Here is a 17,646-nt window from a genome sequence, read left to right on the forward strand (position 1 = left end):
AATTAAATTCAGCGGTTACCCATTCCCTAACTGTTCTAATTGATTAAGCGTATTTTGGAGGTTTTCAATGGTTTGAATGAGTGGTGAATTGGATAATAATTCTTCTAATTTGTATTGACCTTCATTGATCTTCTCTAGTGATTGATCAATCGTAGTCTGAATCGTAGTATTATATTCCTCAATCTTTTGGTGAATATCTTTTGCTATGCCAGGTGGCTCTAATTGATTGAATTCACCAATCTCTTCTTTCATCTCTTCTAGCTGTTGTACTAACTGTTCCCGTGCAGCGGGGTCTGAAACAGCTTGTTCAGCAAGCGCAGGAACCTCACCAGCAAACTGACTCGCTTCATTTATATAATCAGTCGCTTCATTCACATATTCCAACGTATTATTCACCCCTTCAATGAGTGAACAACCACTCAACAGAAACAATAAAGCAACTAATCCAAACCACTTCTTCATACATAATCCTCCTTAGGATGTTTATTACTACTATTATATACGTAAAACTCTCGCCTAAAGTTTCACTGGGACAAGGGGACAGGTTTACTGTCCCACTTTTTAAAGTCTGAGCTATGAATTATTGGGAGCTAGACCCGACTCGCCACAACCCAACCAAACTATTGACAACAATGCTGGTCAAGGCGTATAGTTAAATCCGTTAATAGTTCAATTGTTTAACTAATTTAAATGAAGGTGATATACCATAATGAATAAAGAACAAATCCAAGAATTGATTGACCGCTATGTTTCGGTTTCTTTTAAAGTGAATAACAAAGCGGAGTGGTTGATTAAAGAGCAAATTGGCTCAGACCTTACTTACGAACAACATTATACGCTACGTTTCATTCACCAAAATGGTAAGTGTACATCTACACAGCTTGCAGAGGCTTTTGATGTGAACAAAAGTGCTATTACAGCTATTATCACGCGATTGACTGATAAGGAAATCATCAAGAGGACTCGTGACCCAGAGGATCGGCGAGTGGTGTACCTAACACTGACAGATAAAGGTGAGAAGCTTTACTCCGAGAGTGAAAAAAGGGTCCATGCACTGGTAGGGAATATCATCACCCAATTCAACAGTGAAGAAATTGAAACCTTTATTCAGACGTACGAAAAGCTCTTGAAAATTTTATTAAACATCCAAGACCAGAGTCAGGAGGAGGAATCAAAATGAGAGCCATTTTAAAAGCCAAATGGTTTATTCTTGTTGCTTGGGTTGCGGCCACTGTTCTATTGTTCTTAGCTGCTCCCAATATGGCAGATCTTGTTCGGGAGAAGGGACAAATCACGGTTCCTGACGGCTATACGTCCTCAGTGGCACAAGAAATTTTAACCGAAGTCCAAGAACAAGAAGGAATCGGAGAAGCATCTCAAGTCGCCCTTGCTTTTCACAATGACAAGAAACTTACGGATCAAGATTTTAGAGAAGCAGAGAAAGCCATTCAAATTTTAGATGAGAAGTCTGAGGAACTAGGTATCACTAACATACTTACCCATTTTAACGATGAGAGCCTCGAAAGTGACTTAGTTTCAGAGGATGGGAAAACGATTTTAGTATCGTTAGAGGTACAAATGGATGGACGAGAGGCACAGGATGTCTCTGACGCACTTTACGATGCCATCGAATCCATTAACGTTGACTACTACTACACAAGTGAATGGATGGTTGCTGAAGATTTAGTAACGAACTCTCAAGAGGGTTTGAAGAAAACAGAAGGCATTACCTTAGTCTTTATTCTGGTTGTCCTTCTACTTGTGTTTAGATCAGTTGTTACTCCTTTAATTCCATTAGTAACAGTCGGATTCACGTATTTAGTTTCGCAATCAATCGTAGCATTTTTAGTTGATCAGTTTAATTTTCCGCTATCTACTTTTACCCAAATCTTTCTAGTCGCCGTTCTATTCGGGATTGGTACGGACTACTGTATTTTACTACTTAGCCGTTTTAAAGAAGAAATAGGTCAGCATGAAAGTGTTTCGGAAGCAGTCGTCGCTACTTATCGAAATGCTGGAAAGACTGTGTTCTTTAGTGGTTTAGCCGTATTAGTAGGATTTTCTGCAATTGGGTTTTCTACGTTTAAACTCTATCAATCTGCTGCGGCAGTTGCAGTTGGAGTTGCTATTTTACTAGTGGCCTTAGTAACCATTGTTCCATTCTTTATGGCAGTACTAGGTAAAAAATTATTCTGGCCAGCGAAAGGTTCTCTAGAGCATAAGGAAAGTAAAATCTGGGGTGTTATGGGACGATTCTCATTAGCACGACCACTTTTCTCCTTATTGATTGTTGCTGCCATTACGGTTCCATTTTTAGTAACATACGATGGAGATTTATCATTTAATTCCCTTGAAGAAGTATCGGACGATGTTCCGTCAGTAAAAGCATTCAATGTGATTGCTGAAAGCTTCGGACCTGGGGAATCGATGACAACTCAAGTCGTGATTAGAAATGATGAGCAAATGAATTCTGGGGAGTACATTGCCCTTCTGGAAAGTGTAAGTAAAGAACTAGATAAAATCGAACATGTTGATAAACTCAGATCGGTTACAAGACCAAAAGGTGAAGTTATTGAAGACCTTTATGTCTCAAGTCAAGTCGGTATTCTTGGTGATGGACTTGAGGAAGGGAATGAAGGGATTCAACAAATTAGTGAAGGGTTGGATGAAGCCGAGAATCAATTGTCAGCATCTGAACCTCAATTAGTAGCTGCTACTAGTGGTATTGATGAACTGATAACGGGTACAAATGAATTGAAATCGGGTATTGAACAACTCCAGGGACATCTAGGTGAAATCGAAAACGGACTTCGCAGTGGTGCTGTTGGATCCGAAGAGCTGAAAAAGGGCTTAGAGGAAGTTAAAAAGAATGCGGAACAACTAGTGGCAGGAAGTCAGCAGCTCTTATCGGGCTATGAGGAAATGGAATCAGGTTTAGGTAGCTTGGAGGAGCAATATGGCACAATTGGTGAAGGTTTAACCGCCCTCTCTACTAGTCTAACAGATGTAGATCAGCAATTTACTAATTTAGAAGAAAACCATGAAGGGATTCAACAGGATCCAAACTATGTACAGTTAAAAACGATTGTATTAACTGCAAAAGAACAATCTAGTCAGTTAGCTGGTGGTTTAAATCAATTAAACACGGCTTTATCGGGAGTAAACGGTGGATTAACGGAAGCCAATGATTCCCTTGCTACCATCGTAGGTGGGCATGAACAACTTGTTGATGGTATGACCGCACTTATTAGTGGTATTGAAGAGCTACAAAATGGACTTCAAACAGCTGCTGATGGGCAAGGTCAAATTGTTGACAATCTTCCAACTTTCTCAGACGGTTTAGGCAGCATAAGTGCTGGTCAGCAACAGTTGCTAGATGGTTTTTCAGATTTAGGGGGACAAATGAGTCAATTAACCGATGGGCTAAGTCAAAGTGTGAATGGACTCAATCAAGTAGCTGAAGGACTTGGCTCAGCTCAGGATTACCTTACTGGTTTAGCCAACTATGATGCAACACCAACCCTTTACATTCCAGATGAGGTACTAAACAGCGAAGAATTCAAGCAGGCACTTGATACTTATATGTCTGTTGACCGTAAAGTAACCACATTGGATATCGTTTTTGAAGTAAATCCCTACTCTAATGAAGCCATTGGACAAATGGATGAGATCAAAGAGGCGATTTCTCGAGTATTGAAGGAAACCAAGCTTGAAAACGCACAAGTGGCAATTGGTGGGGTAACAAGCACACAAGCTGACTTGAATGACATTTCTGAAGAGGATTACTCTCGCACCGTCATTCTAATGCTAGCGGGGATCTTTATCATTTTAGTCATCCTGCTAAAATCGTTTATTATGCCGATTTATTTAATTGGTTCATTGATTTTAACGTATTTTACTTCTATGGCTATAACAGAGGTAATCTATGTCAACATCCTTGGCTACACAGGAATAAGCTGGGCTGTACCATTCTTCGGTTTCGTTATTCTGATTGCGTTAGGAATTGACTATAGTATCTTCCTCATGGACCGATTTAACGAAAATCGAGACATGAATGTAGAAGAAGCTATTCAACTTGCGATGAGAAAAATGGGGACCGTCATCATTTCTGCGGCTGTTATTTTAGGTGGTACATTCGCAGCGATGATGCCATCTGGGGTATTGTCACTCTTAGAGATAGCAACGATCACCTTGACTGGGTTGATTTTATACGCACTGTTCGTATTACCACTACTCATTCCGGTTATGGTCAAAACCTTTGGTAAAGCTAATTGGTGGCCATTTATAAAATAAAGAATGAAGAATCGGCATTTAGCCGGTTCTTTTTTATATGTAAAATTAGTAAATTATTTCGATTGCCGAAAAGCCTAGCTTATTTTACAATAATACAAAAAGGAGCGATGACACCCGATGATAGATTTACGAAGCGATACAGTTACAAAACCAACTGAAGCTATGAGGAAAGCTGCGTTTGAAGCTGAAGTCGGCGATGATGTTTATGTAGAAGATCCCACGGTTAATAGATTAGAAGAAAAAGCTGCAGAAATACTAGGTAAGGAAGCAGCTCTTTTTGTAACAAGTGGAACTCAAGGAAATCAAATTGCGGTACTCACACACTGTCAGCCAGGACAAGAAGTCATTGTTGAGGCGGAATCACACGTTTTCTATTATGAAGGAGCTGCTATGTCAGCATTTGCAGGGATTCAGCCACGTACCATTAAAGGAGTTCGCGGGGCTATGAATCCACAGGATGTGAAAGCAGCCATCAGGGGAGAAGATATTCACTTTCCTGAAACTGGGCTTATTTGTTTAGAAAATACCCATAATCGAGCGGGTGGAGCGATTGTGCCTCTTGAAAACATGAAAGAAATCTACGAGATTGCAAAAGAACATAATGTTCCGGTTCATCTGGATGGAGCAAGACTCTTTAATGCATCAGTTGCTACTGGAATTCCACTGAAGGAGTTTGCTGCTCAAACGGACTCTGTTCAGGTGTGTCTTTCAAAAGGACTTGGTGCTCCAGTCGGCTCCATTATTGCTGGTTCAAAGGAATTCATAGCGAAAGCCAGAAAGTGGAGAAAGCGTCTTGGTGGAGGCCTTCGTCAAGTTGGAATCATAGCAGCTCCTGCCTATATTGCTCTAACTGAAATGGTTGATCGCTTAATAGATGACCATGTGAATGCGAAGAAACTAGCAGAGGGTCTAGGACAGATTCCTAGCTTAAGAGTGGAAAATGAAGTTGAAACCAATATTGTATTGGTGAATGTAGCGGACACTGGGCACGACGCCAATAGTTTCTTAGAGTTAATTAAGAAAGAAGAAATCCTTGCTGTTGGTTTCGGTCCGACAACCGTCCGTTTTACGACGAACTACGATGTGACAAGTGAAGAGATTGATACGGTGATTGATAAAATTAAAAGCGTGCTGTCATAATTGAAAGTGGCCTGAAGGGATTATTCCTTTGGGTCTTTTTTTATGTGAAAGAGGGTCCGGGTATTTCCGTTAGAAGCGGTAAAGTTTCCGATAGGGCCATCAGAGTTTCCGATAGAAGTGGCAAAGTTTCCGATAGAGCCGGCAGAATTTCTGATAGAAGGGGTAAAGTTTCCGATAGAGCCGGCAGGATTTCTGATAGAAGGGACAAAGTTTCCGATAGAAGGGGTAAAGTTTCTGATAGAGCCGGCAGGATTTCTGATAGAAGCGGCAAAGTTTCCGATTGCTCCCGTAGAATTTCCGATAGAAGGGGTAAAGTTTCCGATAGAGCCGGCAGAATTTCCAATAGCTCCGAAATTTCCTTTCCTCAATTAGCAGGAATCCCCACAGACAAACTCGAACAATGTTGTTGGGGTAACTTTATTAGCAAATCGATAAGGGATTGATAGGGGGAACTCAAATGAAGTGGAATACATACACTGACCTTCATGTGTTTAAACAGAAAGTGGAGGACTTCCTTTTAAAAAAGGAGGAGGCCAATAATCTCATCCTTGGTATTTTAAAAAGGCTAGTAAGTTTAGAAAATGTTTTTGCAGCATCCATTGAGAAGGATGAAACCGTTGTCGCTGCATTCCTTCAAACTCCTCCACATTCGCTAGTAGTGGTGGTAGACGAACAGTTTAGTACAGATGAAATCATTAGCTATTCTATTAAAAACCTAAAAGAAGAGTTACCTTCTTTACCTGGAATCAACAGTACAAAAACGGTCAGTCACCATTTTGCAAAAGAGTGGAGCAAGCTTATGAACCTTTCCTACCGTGTTCACATGGAACAGTGCATGATGGCATGCGATCAGGTCCAACCCATACAGATTTCAGAAGGGACACTTCAAATAGCGAAACCTGAACATGCAAGCCTCCTTACAGATTGGCTGTTAGAATTTGTAGAGGAAAGCGACTTACTTCCTGTTATACGTATGAATGCAGAAAGCTTAATTCAACAATCCATTCAAGGGGAAAACCTGTATACTTGGAGTGTAGGGGATGAGATTGTGTCCATGGTCAATAAAACGAGAGAGACCAAGAACTCAATCGGCATTAACCAAGTGTACACACCACCTAGCCACAGAAATAAAGGCTACGCTTCATCCGCTGTCCATCAGTTAACGGAACAGCTCCTAAAACAGTATAAGTCATGTGTGCTGTATACGGATTTAGCAAATCCCACATCTAACAGTATTTATAAAAAAATTGGATACAAACCGATTGAGGAGTGCTCACACATATTATTTTCGCAACAGTAAAGGGGAGATCAAGATCATGTTAGGACTTGAATATGCAAAACAATTAGACCAGAAGGATCCTTTGGCATCCTATAAAGCAGAGTTTTATTTACCTAGCGATGGAATTTATTTAGATGGAAATTCATTGGGACTTTTATCAAAAAGGGCGGAGCAAGCCCTCCTTCAATCACTAGAGGATTGGAAGAAAAACGGAATTGATGGTTGGACAGAAGGGGCTGAACCATGGTTTTATTTTTCAGAAAAGTTAGGAAAAATGTCTGCTCCTCTAATCGGTGCAAAAGAAGGGGAAGTAGTTGTGACTGGATCCATTTCTGTCAACCTCCATCAAATGTTAAGCACCTTTTATAAACCGGATGGAAAACGGACTAAAATCCTGGCTGATGAATTGGCATTTCCAACAGACATTTATGCAGTGAAAAGTCAGTTAGCTTTAAAAGGGATGGACACGCAAGAGAACTTGAAGCTTATAAAATCAAAGGATGGCCATACTCTGGATGAAGATGACATCATTACCGAGATGACCTCAGATGTGGCACTAATCCTACTGCCATCCGTTTTATATCGAAGTGGCCAGCTTCTAGACATGAAGAAACTAACAGCTGCTGCTCATGAAAGAGGAATTATCATTGGTTTTGACTTAGCTCACTCAATGGGAGCTGTTCCTCATGAGCTTCATGATTGGGGAGTTGATTTTGCCGTTTGGTGTAATTATAAATATTTAAATAATGGTCCAGGTGGAGTGGGTGGTCTGTTTGTTCACCAGAAGCACTTTGGGAAGGCTCCTGGCTTAGCGGGTTGGTTTGGATCAGATAAAAATAAACAATTCGATATGGAGCATCAATTTAGCCCATCTGAACATGCAGGTGCATACCAAATTGGAACCCCGCATGTATTAAGTGCAGCACCGCTTCTTGGTTCGCTGTCTTTATTTGAAGAAGTGGGAATTAAAGCGATTCGAGAAAAATCATTAGCATTAACACAATTTCTAATGGAATTACTAGAGCAAGAGAAGCTACATGAAGTCTTTACCATGATTAACCCGAAAGAAAATGAGCGAAGAGGTGGCCACGTCGCCCTACAGCACGAGGAAGCAGCTCGGATTTGTAAAGCGCTAAAAGAAAATAAGATCATTCCTGATTTTCGTTCACCTAATATAATTCGTCTCGCTCCGATTGCCTTTTACACTTCTTATGAAGATGTGTGGAAGTTTGTCCAAACACTTAAGAAAATCATGGATGAAAAAACGTACGAAAAATTTGAAAATACTCGAAATGTTGTAGCTTAGGAGAACATAAATGAAAATAATTGATATATCGATGCCTTTAAACAAGAATACGGCAGAATGGCCCGGAGATACGCCATTTACCTATAAGGTCAATTGGACAAAGGAAGAATCCGGTTCCGTAAATGTAGGATGTATTGAGACGAGTACTCATATCGGCACTCATGTAGATGCACCTTTTCACTTTGACGATCATGCGCCACGCATTCATCAAATGGAGTTAGACCGCTATGTCGGAAAAGCACTTGTTGTCAATTGCCAGGGATTAAAGTCCGTGGGTGCGGAGCATTTAGAAAACATTGATTTATCAGATGTCACGATTGTTCTGCTAAAAACAATGTCATGGAACGATCGTAGCCATTTCCCAGAAAACATTACGTACCTGGAACCATCCTTGGGACCAATGTTACAAAAAAATGGGGTGCGTTTGGTCGGAGTTGATACGCCATCTGTAGACCCAGTCGATAGTAAGGAACTAGGTGCCCATCACTCCCTATGGGAACATGATGTAGCCATTTTGGAAGGCCTGGTTCTAAACGATGTTGAAACGAAAGTGTATGAATGCATTGCCCTTCCACTTCGTATTGAAGGTGCAGACGGAAGTCCGGTTAGAGCCATATTAAGAGAGATTTAAAAATGTAGGGGCTGTTTAAAAGTCAGAATTACTGATTTTTAGACTGCCTCTTTTTTTCTGTTTAATTCGTAATACATAGAACCATGAAAATTAAGCAACAGTATGAAAAAGGAGTGAATTTTTTTGTGGAAGTTTAAATGGGGACTCGTATTCTTCATTCTCTTCATATGTACTAGTTGTAATCAAGCAGAATCCGAACTAAAACCACCTCCACCCGTCACAGATGAACACAGTGGAATCAGTGTGGATGAAACCCCGTTCCCTTACAAATTTTTCGAGCTTAGCGTGAATTATGATGGCATCGATGATCAAACTCTTGTTCAATATCGATACTCAGGTGGAAAAATATTCGCCAGGTATGAAGATCATGGTACCGACCAAGAGATTGAAGGAGAAAGAGCCGTTCAACAGATTCAACCGAAACTGAAACAACTAAAATTAACCCAAGAAACGGAAGCAAAGGGGTTAATTGAAAGGATAAAAGACGTGTTCCCCATCAGGGAAGACTATCGTTTTATCGAAGTAAAGGTCCGTTTTAACGATGGTGAAGAAAAAGTGTATAAAACATCATAACAAGATGGAAAGGGGAAAATTTCCACCTATATCTGTACAAGTTTTAATTCGGTTGGAGACATAATGAAAGAAGAAAGTAGGGTGAAAAATCATGGAAACATTCTTACCAGAAAACTATCATCCGGGGCAAGTTGTATATGTGATGTATCGTAATCCTCATACACAAAGTGTGGCAACGATTCAAGAAGCAGCCATTGTAAATGATCCCTATCATCCGGACCAACTGGCTCTCTTCCTTTTTGATGCCTATTATCCTATAACAACGGAGCTTGCCATTTACACGTCTAAAGAGGAAGCAGAAGAGGCGTATCAACACTATTTTGGAGATGACGATTAGGAGGGAATGCCATGTTAAAACCATTTGTCCCTCAACTCGTTTACTTTGAACCTCAAGCGCTAGAATACCCTTTAGGAAAAGAACTGAAGGATAAATTTGAGGATATGGGCCTCGAGATTAAGTATACAACTTCACACAATCAGATAAGAAATTTACCTGGAGAAAATCATTTTCAAAAATATCGAATTGCGAAATCAACACTCGTTGTAGGAATTAGAAGAACGTTAAAATTTGATACCTCAAAACCATCAGCTGAATATGCCATTCCATTTGCTACCGGTTGTATGGGTCATTGTCATTATTGTTATCTACAAACGACGATGGGGAGCAAGCCTTACATACGTACCTATGTAAATGTGGAAGAGATTTTGGAGCAGGCAGAAAAATATATGCAGGAAAGAGCTCCTGAAATTACAAGATTTGAAGCAGCCTGTACGTCTGACATTGTAGGCATTGACCATTTGACTCACACACTCAAAAGAGCCATCGAATACTTCGGTGAGTCGGAGTATGGCAAGCTTCGCTTTGTGACCAAATTTCATCATGTCGACCATTTACTCGATGCAAAGCATAATGGCAAAACGAGATTCCGATTCAGTGTGAATGCAGACTATGTAATTAAATACTTTGAGCCAGGTACCTCGCCACTAGCCAAGAGAATTGAAGCGGCTACTAAAATTGCCAATGCCGGCTATCCGTTAGGGTTTATTGTTGCCCCTATTTACTTACATGAAGGCTGGAAAGAAGGGTACAAAGAGTTGTTCAAAAAGCTCGACGAATCTTTACCAAAGGAAACGAGAAATGACCTCACCTTTGAGTTAATCCAGCACCGATTTACAAAGCCTGCTAAAAGAGTCATCATGCAAAATTATCCTATGACAAAGCTAGAACTAGATGAAGAAAAAAGAAAGTACAAATGGGGCCGCTATGGAATCGGAAAATATGTCTATCAAAAAGACGAACAAGAAGAAATGGAAGAAGTACTCCGAGGGTATGTAGAAAAATATTTTCCTCAAGCAAAAGTGGAATATTTCACCTGATACTATTCAGGAAAAGGGGGATATACACGTGTATTCTGAAGATCTGCACAATATTCTAGAGATGATTGAAGCACTGGAGTCCAATGACGTTGTTCTACAAGTTGCTAGCGAAGAACCAATCGATGTTCATCTTTTTATAAAAGAAGAATTTAAAGATGGGCAAATTGGCTACCGGGTTGACGAAGATGGGAATTCCTTACTAGGTGAAGATGAAGGAGATTGGATCGATGACTGGCATGTCATTGGGTACGATGAAGAAATAGGTGACCCGATTTTTGTCGATATTACAAAGGTCGATTATCCAGTTTATACAGCAGCACACGGCGAGGGTGATTGGGAGCCTGAGCTACTATTTGAATCAATGAGCGACTTTTTAAATCACGTAAAGCCCCGGGAATAGAAGTTCTTGGGGTTTTTTTTGTGATTTGGTAAGGGTTAGAATTATTACTCTCAAGCGGGGCACACTGCCTTTTTGCTGGCTCGTTTGGCACTTCTTCTACCTTCAAATGGACACGTTCGCTTCTTGCTGTCCCGTTTGGTACTCCTTCTCCTCTAAAACAGGACACGTTCGCTTCTTGCTGTCCCGTTTGGCATTACTTCTCTTTTTAAACGGGACACGTTTTCTTCTTGTTGTCCCGTTTGGCACTCTTTCTTCTTTCAAACGGGACAGGTTTTGTGCCTGCTGTCCCATTTGGCACACCTTCTCCTTTCAAACGGGACACGTTCGCTTCTTGCTGTCCGGTTTGGAACACAATCTCCTTTCAAACGGGACACGTTCGCTTCTTGCTGTCCGGTTTGGAACACAATCTCCTTTCAAACGGGACACGTTCGCTTCTTGCTGTCCCGTTTGGCACACCTACTCCTCTCAAACGGGACAGTTTCCTGTCCTGCTGTCCCGTATACCTCACCTTCTACTGACAAACCGGACACGTTATGTGCCCTAAGCCGGAAACAAACGTTAAAAGAGGGAACGCAAATTTGTTAAACGAGCCCTGAGCCGGAAACAAACGTTAAAAAAGGGAACGCAAATATTCAATACACCTCCCCCCGAGCCCTGTAGCAACGTTAACAAAACAATCACACCTCCCCCAAAAAAACCTTAACCCAAACCCATTCTTAAATTCCGTAAAATAAAATTAAATCTTTAAACTTTTTTAAAAATTTTGTAAATAATTGCAGACAAATGACATCAATCTGGAATAAAATAAATAAAGGAGGGGTGTCATTTGAACTACAAGATATTATTCTACTCATTTATTGCCACTAGTATATTAGTCCTCTCATTTTCTACTCTTTTTCAAAAAACTGACTCCATTGCTGTAGAAGCTGGAATGGAGTCCAACGAAGAGATTTTTACTCAGCTTGAGAAGGATGAACATACGCTTCACGTATATTACTTTTACTTAAATCATCATGAAAAATCAGGATCCTCCATGTTGGTCTATTCACCAGATGGATATTCCATGCTTATTGATGCTGGTATTGAAGAATCATCGTCATTATTATCTGATTATTTGAATAAATTAGGAATTGAGCAAGTTGATATCGCGGTTGCTACACATCCCCACCATGATCATATTGGAGGGTATCTTCAGCTGCTTGATGAAGGAAGAATCAAAGAAATCTATATGCCGGAAATAGAACACCAAACAGAAACATATCATGATTTCATGGAGAAAATCGCAAAAAATGACATTCCTATCAATTATTTAACTGCTAGTCAAACCTTTACACTAGGTGACTCGGTGCAATTTAAGGTATTGAATCCAAGTGCCCAAATGCTAGATAAGTTAGAAGGTAGTTATCGTGTAACAGATATAAACAATCAATCTCTTGTGATGAGAATGGAATATAAGAATCATAGTTTCTTATTTTCTGGTGACATCTATGATGAGCAGGAAAAACAGTTAGTTGCTGAATATGGAAGCGCTTTAAAGGCAACGGTTATGGAAGCTCCCCACCATGGGGATGATACGTCATCTTCCATAAGATATATACAAGCTGTATCCCCTGATTATGCCGTAATGAATGCTAATGTGTTACAGAGTAGGTATGTATTAAGAAGGTATGAAGTACTGGGAGTTTCCGCATTACCAACCAATGTTTACGGTACGGTTCACATTCAAACAGATGGAGATACTCTAAAAATAGCAACAGAGTTCCAGTCACCGTCGAAAATTAAAATGAGAAATAAAGGTAATGGTTAAAAAGCAATTCTCAATAGGGGAGTTGCTTTTCTTTTGGGTTGGTATTGACCTCTCATGGGGAAAAGAAGATTTTATTTTAGAATCATATCTTAGTTTATAGGTTTGATATAATGATAGTACTAGAATAGACAAGTGGGGAGAATATACATGAGTAAATTAGAAACCGAATTAAAACCGAGAAGGAAATGGCGAAAAGGATTCAAATGGTCACTGTTGACAATTGCAGTAGTCGTGCTCGTTCTCTTTATTTTCCCAGGACCGAAGGCAGAACATCACCCTTTTCTAGATTTAGATAAGCCTTTAGTTATTGCACACCAAGGAGGAGCATTATTAGCACCCTCTAATACGATGGTGGCTTTCGAAAATGCTGTGGATCTTGATGTTGACGTTTTGGAATTTGATATACATATAACAAAGGATGGGCAACTAGTTGTGATCCATGATCCTACCGTCGATCGCACTACGGATGGAACAGGGAAAGTGGAGGACATGACATTAGAAGAGCTGAAGAAACTGGATGCAGGGTACTATTTTAAAGATGTAAACGGGGATTTTCCTTTTAGGGACCAAGGGATTACGATTCCAACTGTTGAAGAAGTATTCAGTGCTTTTCCTAGCATGCCAATGATGATTGAAATAAAAGATGATAATCCTCCTGAACGGTTAGAAGAAATATCTCAAAAATTGTGGGCGTTGATTCAAAAATACAATATGGCGGATCAAACACTGGTTGCTTCTTTTGACCAAAACATTATTGAAATGTTCCAAAAGGTTAGTAAAAACCAAGTTGCACTTGGCGGAGGAAGAGGAGAGGCAAAACCGTTTGTTATCTCAAGTATGCTTTCCATGCAACCTATTTATAACCCAAAAGTTCAGGCGTTTCAACTGCCACTAAAAGACGGAAAAATTAACTTAAGTAAGCCATATATTGTGGAAAATGCTCACAAACGGGGAATGGAGGTTTATTACTGGACGATCAATGACCCTAAAGTGATGGAAACTTTAGTTAAACAAGGTGCAGATGGGATCATTACAGACAGACCAGATTTATTGATTGATGTGTTATCCATCCATAATAAGTAAGAAAGAAAAAAGATGCGTCAATCACTCAAGATTAACGCATCTTTTTTTAGTGTATAACCCTAATTGTTTTATTGTTTAATCAGCGGAAGCATAACCCGGAAAGTGGTTTCTTCTTCATTAGAAAAGCACTCCAATGTACCTTTGTGTCTTTCAATTATTTCTTTACACACAAAGAGGCCTAATCCAGTTCCTAATTGTTTAGTTGTAACGAACGGTTCAAAGATGGTTCTGAGTAACTCCGGTGGAATAGTAGGTCCGTTGTTGGTTAACTCAATGACTATGTTATTTTCTTTTTTACTTGTAAGGATTTGGATTTTTGGATCTTTTCGGTGATTTTGGAGCACATCAATGGCGTTAAATAATATGTTCATAAAAACTTGTCTTAGTTCATCTATGTATCCGTAAATCGTGATATCTTCTAAAATCTCTTTTTCAATTTCAACTTTTGCACTAAGTAAACTTGGGTATAAAAATGTAATAAGCTCTTCAAATAGTTCATGAAGGAAGACGGTGCTCTTCTCTTTCCCAATTAACTCTTTTTTGGATAACAGTAGAAATTGAGAAATACGGAAATTCAATTGTTCAATTTCACTCGCAATGATATCCAGGTAAGGGACATTTTTGTAATCGGAACGCAGTAGTTGCACGAAGCCCTGAATAGATGTTAATGGGTTTCTAAATTCATGTATAAAGCTTGATGTCATTTGACCTAGAAGTGTTAACCGATCCTTGTGAGACTGATTGATGAAAGAATTCTTTTCTTCAATGATCCGGTCCTTGAGCTTAGCGTAGTGATTAACGGCATGGAACATAAACTGATCAAAGCATTGATTCATATTCTCAAAGATCACTTGAATATGTTCTCTATTTTCATTGTCATCAATTTTAAACAAATGGTTAAATATTTCAGTTCTCCCCATACTTACGTTATAAATAAAATCACCCATGTTAATGCCGGCCTGTACTCTTTCCTCTGCAACACGTTTGGCCAACCTCTCAATTTTAGGCTCCATTTTATCTATAGGGGTCATGATAGATTCTTGTAGAAATAAAAACATCGTTTCCCCATTTAACAGGACTCTTTCAGGATTTGGATCAGTCGGGGATTTTAGCGCTTTTTTATCCCATCTCTCAAGCAACGTTTCCTTATGTAACTCAAGGTTTTCATAAATATGAAGCTTGGTTTTTATCATTTCCCCATACCCCTTTTACATTTCTTATATATGAATTCTAGAAGTAGTTCGATTTTCCTCCTTTAATGAATGAAAGAGTTGCACTTTTCTTTTATCAATACTATAATACAGTTGAAAATGAAATATTTTTCCACAAGGGGAGCCAATTTGGCTGAGAGTGAACATTGTTCAGACCCTTTGAACCTGTTAGTTAATACTAGCGTAGGGATGTGGTGTAGCTAGGCGTTCTGTTAGCGATGTGATTGCGTTTGTACTTGCTAGCTTTATAGAAACGTTTAGGTTATGTTCACTTCCCCTCAAAAAAAGAAAGGGGATTTTTTTATGGGATCAAACTCAAGTAAGACGTTATTTTTGGTGGAGGTTGCGATATTTACAGCTATCGCCTATTTACTCGATTATGTTTCGGGTATCCTTATGAAAAACTTTTGGCCACAGGGAGGATCTGTATCATTAGCCATGGTACCCGTTGTCATTATGGCCTTTAGATGGGGATTAAAGGGTGGTCTTGCAACTGGATTTTTATTAGGGTCTATTCAATTATTTAGTGGTTTTGCAACCATTTATTACTTCTTACAAATCATCTTTGATTACTCGTTAGCGTTTGCCGTTGTTGGGTTTGCAGGTATATTCGCTAAGTCAGTACAACGTGCTTTGGTCAATGGAAATAAAGGACAGTTGCTTGTATTTGCGATATTCGGTTCGGTGCTTGGGGGACTACTTCGCTACTTCATTCACTTTATTTCAGGGGTTACCTTCTTTGCACAGTACGCACCGGAGGACCAGCCTGTATGGTTATACTCCATTGTTTATAACGGAGGATACATGATTCCATCTATTATTATCACGGCTGTTGTAGTGTATTTACTTATCCTAACAGCACCAAAACAAATGATGAGAAAAGACTTTGAGATAAATAAAGCAGTTTAAACATACACATTTTTGGAGCCTTTAGCGTATATATTTCGCTGAAGGCTTTTATATTTTAGTGTGTTTTTCTCTAACGGCTGTGGAACTAACTTGGTGGCTCAGACGATAGTAGGAAAATTTTCATAGTTTCGTTGTTCATTTCCCAAGATTTGTGTAAAATGGTAAGAGAATTAGAAAATATTTCAAGATAGTTGAAAGGAGAGGTTTCATGTCACCAGCCGTTGTGTTTTTAATCCTTTATCCAATCGGTATGATCCTCTTAGCCTATGTATTAAAATATCTACTCCGGAAAAAGAGAAAAGCAAATCTTTTAATCTATGTTTCTGTCTATATTTTCTCTAATATTGCCATTGCCTTTTTCCTTCGAGGCGGATTTAAGGTTTCTTATATTGTAAACTCAGGAAAAGGTTTTGCTGCGTTTGCAGGCTTTACTCTTGATGAATGGTTACGAACCATTTTAATTCCTCATGTATTTACCTTGCTATATATATTCCTAATTGCGGTTTCTTTTGTGATTGTACGCAAGACTATGATGTATAGGAAGTTAAATATCATGGAAAAACACGAGTATGTAGAAAAGTCATCTTAATAATGAATTACTCTCAACAAACAGACTACACCCACAAAAATGTATGAAATTACGTATATTGTATTATCTAGAATATAGGGGTGTAAGGTCTGATGGGAAATAGTCTTCATCCAACAATCAAAAAGTGTCTCCAACACTTAGACGTCTTAGGGGCAGATGATAAAATAAAGCAAATCGTATACATGTATATGGAAGGACTAAAAAAAGATCTTGTTCAGCATAGTTCGAAGGAAGGTAAAGATAGCAAAGACACATAAGTCTTTTTGCTATCTTTTTTGTTGTACAAAAAAGGGTATCGATTTCTAGGTATCGAATATGTAAGGTATATGACAATAGGGGTTGAATCAAAATGAAAAAGTGGGATCAGCTAAAACAATTGTTACTTATATTGGCGATTGCCGGTCAGCTTATAGGGATTGTCCTGCTCTTTATTCATATCCCTTCGGCGATTGCATTTTTTGTGATATATGCACTCACCTTACTATTTTTATTTGTACTCATCATTATTGAACGAAAAAAAGAGAAGAAAGAGGATGATGAAAATGATTTTAGTGACTACTGATTTTGTACCAGGAAAGGAAATTAAAGAATTAAAAGGTTTTGTCAGAGGAAGTACTGTCCAATCAAAGCACGTTGGAAAGGACATTCTAGCAGGGCTAAAGACGATCGTTGGTGGAGAAATTAAGGAATATACGGAAATGATGGATGAGGCTAGACAAAAAGCAATCGGCCGTATGGTTGAAGATGCTCAGAAAAAAGGAGCCAATGCCATTATTACCGTTCGGCTAGAATCATCAGCAGTCATGTCAAGTGCTTCCGAGATTATTGCATACGGTACAGCAGTTTATGTAGAGTAAATAGCCTATCTTTTCAATAAATGGAAAATTTTTATTGACTCTACTTCCAAACGATGGTAACCTGACATAGCAAATAAAAAATGTAACGGAAAGGAGCGTTGTGTCATGATTTTAATTCTAATTACTTCAAATGCAATTCAACAAAATAATATGATGGCGCAACCAAGCTCCTTGAATAAATAATATTTTCA

General features: G+C 39.1%; 21 protein-coding genes and 1 riboswitch. Of the genes, 17 read left to right on the forward strand and 4 right to left on the reverse strand.

Features of this window, described 5'->3' with window-relative positions; all coding sequences use genetic code 11:
• Positions 1 to 15 precede the first annotated feature (15 nt).
• Positions 16 to 462, reverse strand: a complete 447-nt coding sequence (locus ABDZ91_RS09425) for a DUF6376 family protein (RefSeq protein WP_343798400.1) — start codon at positions 460 to 462, stop codon at positions 16 to 18.
• Positions 463 to 709: 247 nt separating this feature from the next.
• Here ABDZ91_RS09425 and ABDZ91_RS09430 point away from each other — a divergent pair, with 247 nt between their 5' ends.
• From ABDZ91_RS09430 to ltaE, 3 genes are all read left to right on the forward strand, one after another.
• Entirely contained in the window at positions 710 to 1,180 is a 471-nt protein-coding gene (locus ABDZ91_RS09430) for a MarR family winged helix-turn-helix transcriptional regulator (RefSeq protein WP_343798401.1), read from the forward strand.
• Positions 1,177 to 4,293, forward strand: coding sequence for an MMPL family transporter (locus ABDZ91_RS09435; RefSeq protein ID WP_343798402.1), 3,117 nt, complete (start codon positions 1,177 to 1,179; stop codon positions 4,291 to 4,293). Before ABDZ91_RS09430 ends, ABDZ91_RS09435 begins: the two co-directional genes overlap by 4 nt.
• A 117-nt stretch (positions 4,294 to 4,410) precedes the next feature.
• On the forward strand, positions 4,411 to 5,433 hold the full coding sequence (gene ltaE, locus ABDZ91_RS09440; protein ID WP_343798404.1) for a low-specificity L-threonine aldolase: 1,023 nt from the start codon (positions 4,411 to 4,413) through the stop codon (positions 5,431 to 5,433).
• Positions 5,434 to 5,453: 20 nt separating this feature from the next.
• Here ltaE and ABDZ91_RS09445 read toward each other — a convergent pair whose 3' ends face one another.
• The gene (locus tag ABDZ91_RS09445) at positions 5,454 to 5,801 is read right to left on the reverse strand and encodes a hypothetical protein (RefSeq protein ID WP_343798406.1); all 348 of its coding nucleotides are present in this window, start codon (positions 5,799 to 5,801) and stop codon (positions 5,454 to 5,456) included.
• An 89-nt stretch (positions 5,802 to 5,890) separates the two neighbouring features.
• Between ABDZ91_RS09445 and ABDZ91_RS09450 the strand changes: the two genes are divergently transcribed.
• The 7 genes from ABDZ91_RS09450 (at position 5,891) to ABDZ91_RS09480 (ending at position 10,999) form a co-directional block, all read left to right on the forward strand.
• Complete coding sequence (locus tag ABDZ91_RS09450; RefSeq protein ID WP_343798408.1) at positions 5,891 to 6,733, forward strand: GNAT family N-acetyltransferase; 843 nt, start codon at positions 5,891 to 5,893, stop codon at positions 6,731 to 6,733.
• A 16-nt stretch (positions 6,734 to 6,749) separates the two neighbouring features.
• Complete coding sequence (kynU, locus tag ABDZ91_RS09455) at positions 6,750 to 8,018, forward strand: kynureninase (protein ID WP_343798410.1); 1,269 nt, start codon at positions 6,750 to 6,752, stop codon at positions 8,016 to 8,018.
• A 10-nt stretch (positions 8,019 to 8,028) separates the two neighbouring features.
• Positions 8,029 to 8,649 (forward strand): arylformamidase, encoded by a 621-nt coding sequence (gene kynB, locus ABDZ91_RS09460; RefSeq protein ID WP_343798411.1) that lies wholly within the window; start codon positions 8,029 to 8,031, stop codon positions 8,647 to 8,649.
• A gap of 123 nt (positions 8,650 to 8,772) precedes the next feature.
• On the forward strand, positions 8,773 to 9,222 hold the full coding sequence (locus tag ABDZ91_RS09465; protein ID WP_343798413.1) for a YusW family protein: 450 nt from the start codon (positions 8,773 to 8,775) through the stop codon (positions 9,220 to 9,222).
• A 91-nt stretch (positions 9,223 to 9,313) separates the two neighbouring features.
• On the forward strand, positions 9,314 to 9,559 hold the full coding sequence (locus tag ABDZ91_RS09470) for a transcriptional regulator SplA domain-containing protein (RefSeq protein WP_343798414.1): 246 nt from the start codon (positions 9,314 to 9,316) through the stop codon (positions 9,557 to 9,559).
• Positions 9,560 to 9,570: 11 nt separating this feature from the next.
• The gene (gene splB / locus ABDZ91_RS09475) at positions 9,571 to 10,599 is read left to right on the forward strand and encodes a spore photoproduct lyase (RefSeq protein ID WP_343798416.1); all 1,029 of its coding nucleotides are present in this window, start codon (positions 9,571 to 9,573) and stop codon (positions 10,597 to 10,599) included.
• A 28-nt stretch (positions 10,600 to 10,627) separates the two neighbouring features.
• Positions 10,628 to 10,999 (forward strand): hypothetical protein, encoded by a 372-nt coding sequence (locus ABDZ91_RS09480; RefSeq protein ID WP_343798418.1) that lies wholly within the window; start codon positions 10,628 to 10,630, stop codon positions 10,997 to 10,999.
• 102 nt (positions 11,000 to 11,101) lie between these two features.
• Here ABDZ91_RS09480 and ABDZ91_RS09485 read toward each other — a convergent pair whose 3' ends face one another.
• On the reverse strand, positions 11,102 to 11,290 hold the full coding sequence (locus ABDZ91_RS09485) for a hypothetical protein (protein WP_343798420.1): 189 nt from the start codon (positions 11,288 to 11,290) through the stop codon (positions 11,102 to 11,104).
• Positions 11,291 to 11,825: 535 nt separating this feature from the next.
• On the opposite strand from ABDZ91_RS09485, the gene ABDZ91_RS09490 reads away from it, so the two are divergent.
• Both ABDZ91_RS09490 and ABDZ91_RS09495 read left to right on the forward strand, forming a co-directional pair.
• Positions 11,826 to 12,806, forward strand: a complete 981-nt coding sequence (locus tag ABDZ91_RS09490; RefSeq protein WP_343798422.1) for a ComEC/Rec2 family competence protein — start codon at positions 11,826 to 11,828, stop codon at positions 12,804 to 12,806.
• Between the two features lie 147 nt (positions 12,807 to 12,953).
• The gene (locus tag ABDZ91_RS09495) at positions 12,954 to 13,889 is read left to right on the forward strand and encodes a glycerophosphodiester phosphodiesterase family protein (RefSeq protein WP_343798423.1); all 936 of its coding nucleotides are present in this window, start codon (positions 12,954 to 12,956) and stop codon (positions 13,887 to 13,889) included.
• A 68-nt stretch (positions 13,890 to 13,957) separates the two neighbouring features.
• Here ABDZ91_RS09495 and ABDZ91_RS09500 read toward each other — a convergent pair whose 3' ends face one another.
• Positions 13,958 to 15,082, reverse strand: a complete 1,125-nt coding sequence (locus ABDZ91_RS09500; protein WP_343798425.1) for a histidine kinase N-terminal domain-containing protein — start codon at positions 15,080 to 15,082, stop codon at positions 13,958 to 13,960.
• Positions 15,083 to 15,207: 125 nt separating this feature from the next.
• Positions 15,208 to 15,307, forward strand: a riboswitch (TPP riboswitch).
• Between the two features lie 96 nt (positions 15,308 to 15,403).
• Between ABDZ91_RS09500 and thiT the strand changes: the two genes are divergently transcribed.
• The 5 genes from thiT to ABDZ91_RS09525 all read left to right on the forward strand — a co-directional run bounded on the left by thiT (position 15,404) and on the right by ABDZ91_RS09525 (position 17,455).
• On the forward strand, positions 15,404 to 16,009 hold the full coding sequence (thiT, locus tag ABDZ91_RS09505) for an energy-coupled thiamine transporter ThiT (protein ID WP_343798427.1): 606 nt from the start codon (positions 15,404 to 15,406) through the stop codon (positions 16,007 to 16,009).
• 208 nt (positions 16,010 to 16,217) lie between these two features.
• Positions 16,218 to 16,598 carry a hypothetical protein gene (locus tag ABDZ91_RS09510; protein ID WP_343798429.1) on the forward strand — a complete coding sequence of 127 codons (381 nt, stop codon included), beginning with the start codon at positions 16,218 to 16,220 and terminating at the stop codon, positions 16,596 to 16,598.
• A gap of 92 nt (positions 16,599 to 16,690) precedes the next feature.
• Positions 16,691 to 16,855: a hypothetical protein gene (locus tag ABDZ91_RS09515; RefSeq protein ID WP_343798431.1), complete on the forward strand. Its 165-nt coding sequence runs from the start codon at positions 16,691 to 16,693 to the stop codon at positions 16,853 to 16,855.
• A gap of 92 nt (positions 16,856 to 16,947) precedes the next feature.
• Complete coding sequence (locus ABDZ91_RS09520; RefSeq protein ID WP_343798433.1) at positions 16,948 to 17,160, forward strand: hypothetical protein; 213 nt, start codon at positions 16,948 to 16,950, stop codon at positions 17,158 to 17,160.
• On the forward strand, positions 17,141 to 17,455 hold the full coding sequence (locus ABDZ91_RS09525; protein WP_343798484.1) for a YbjQ family protein: 315 nt from the start codon (positions 17,141 to 17,143) through the stop codon (positions 17,453 to 17,455). Before ABDZ91_RS09520 ends, ABDZ91_RS09525 begins: the two co-directional genes overlap by 20 nt.
• Positions 17,456 to 17,646: the final 191 nt, after the last annotated feature.

The organism is Bacillus carboniphilus (assembly GCF_039522365.1).
GTDB classification, from domain to species: domain Bacteria; phylum Bacillota; class Bacilli; order Bacillales; family JC228; genus Bacillus_BF; species Bacillus_BF carboniphilus.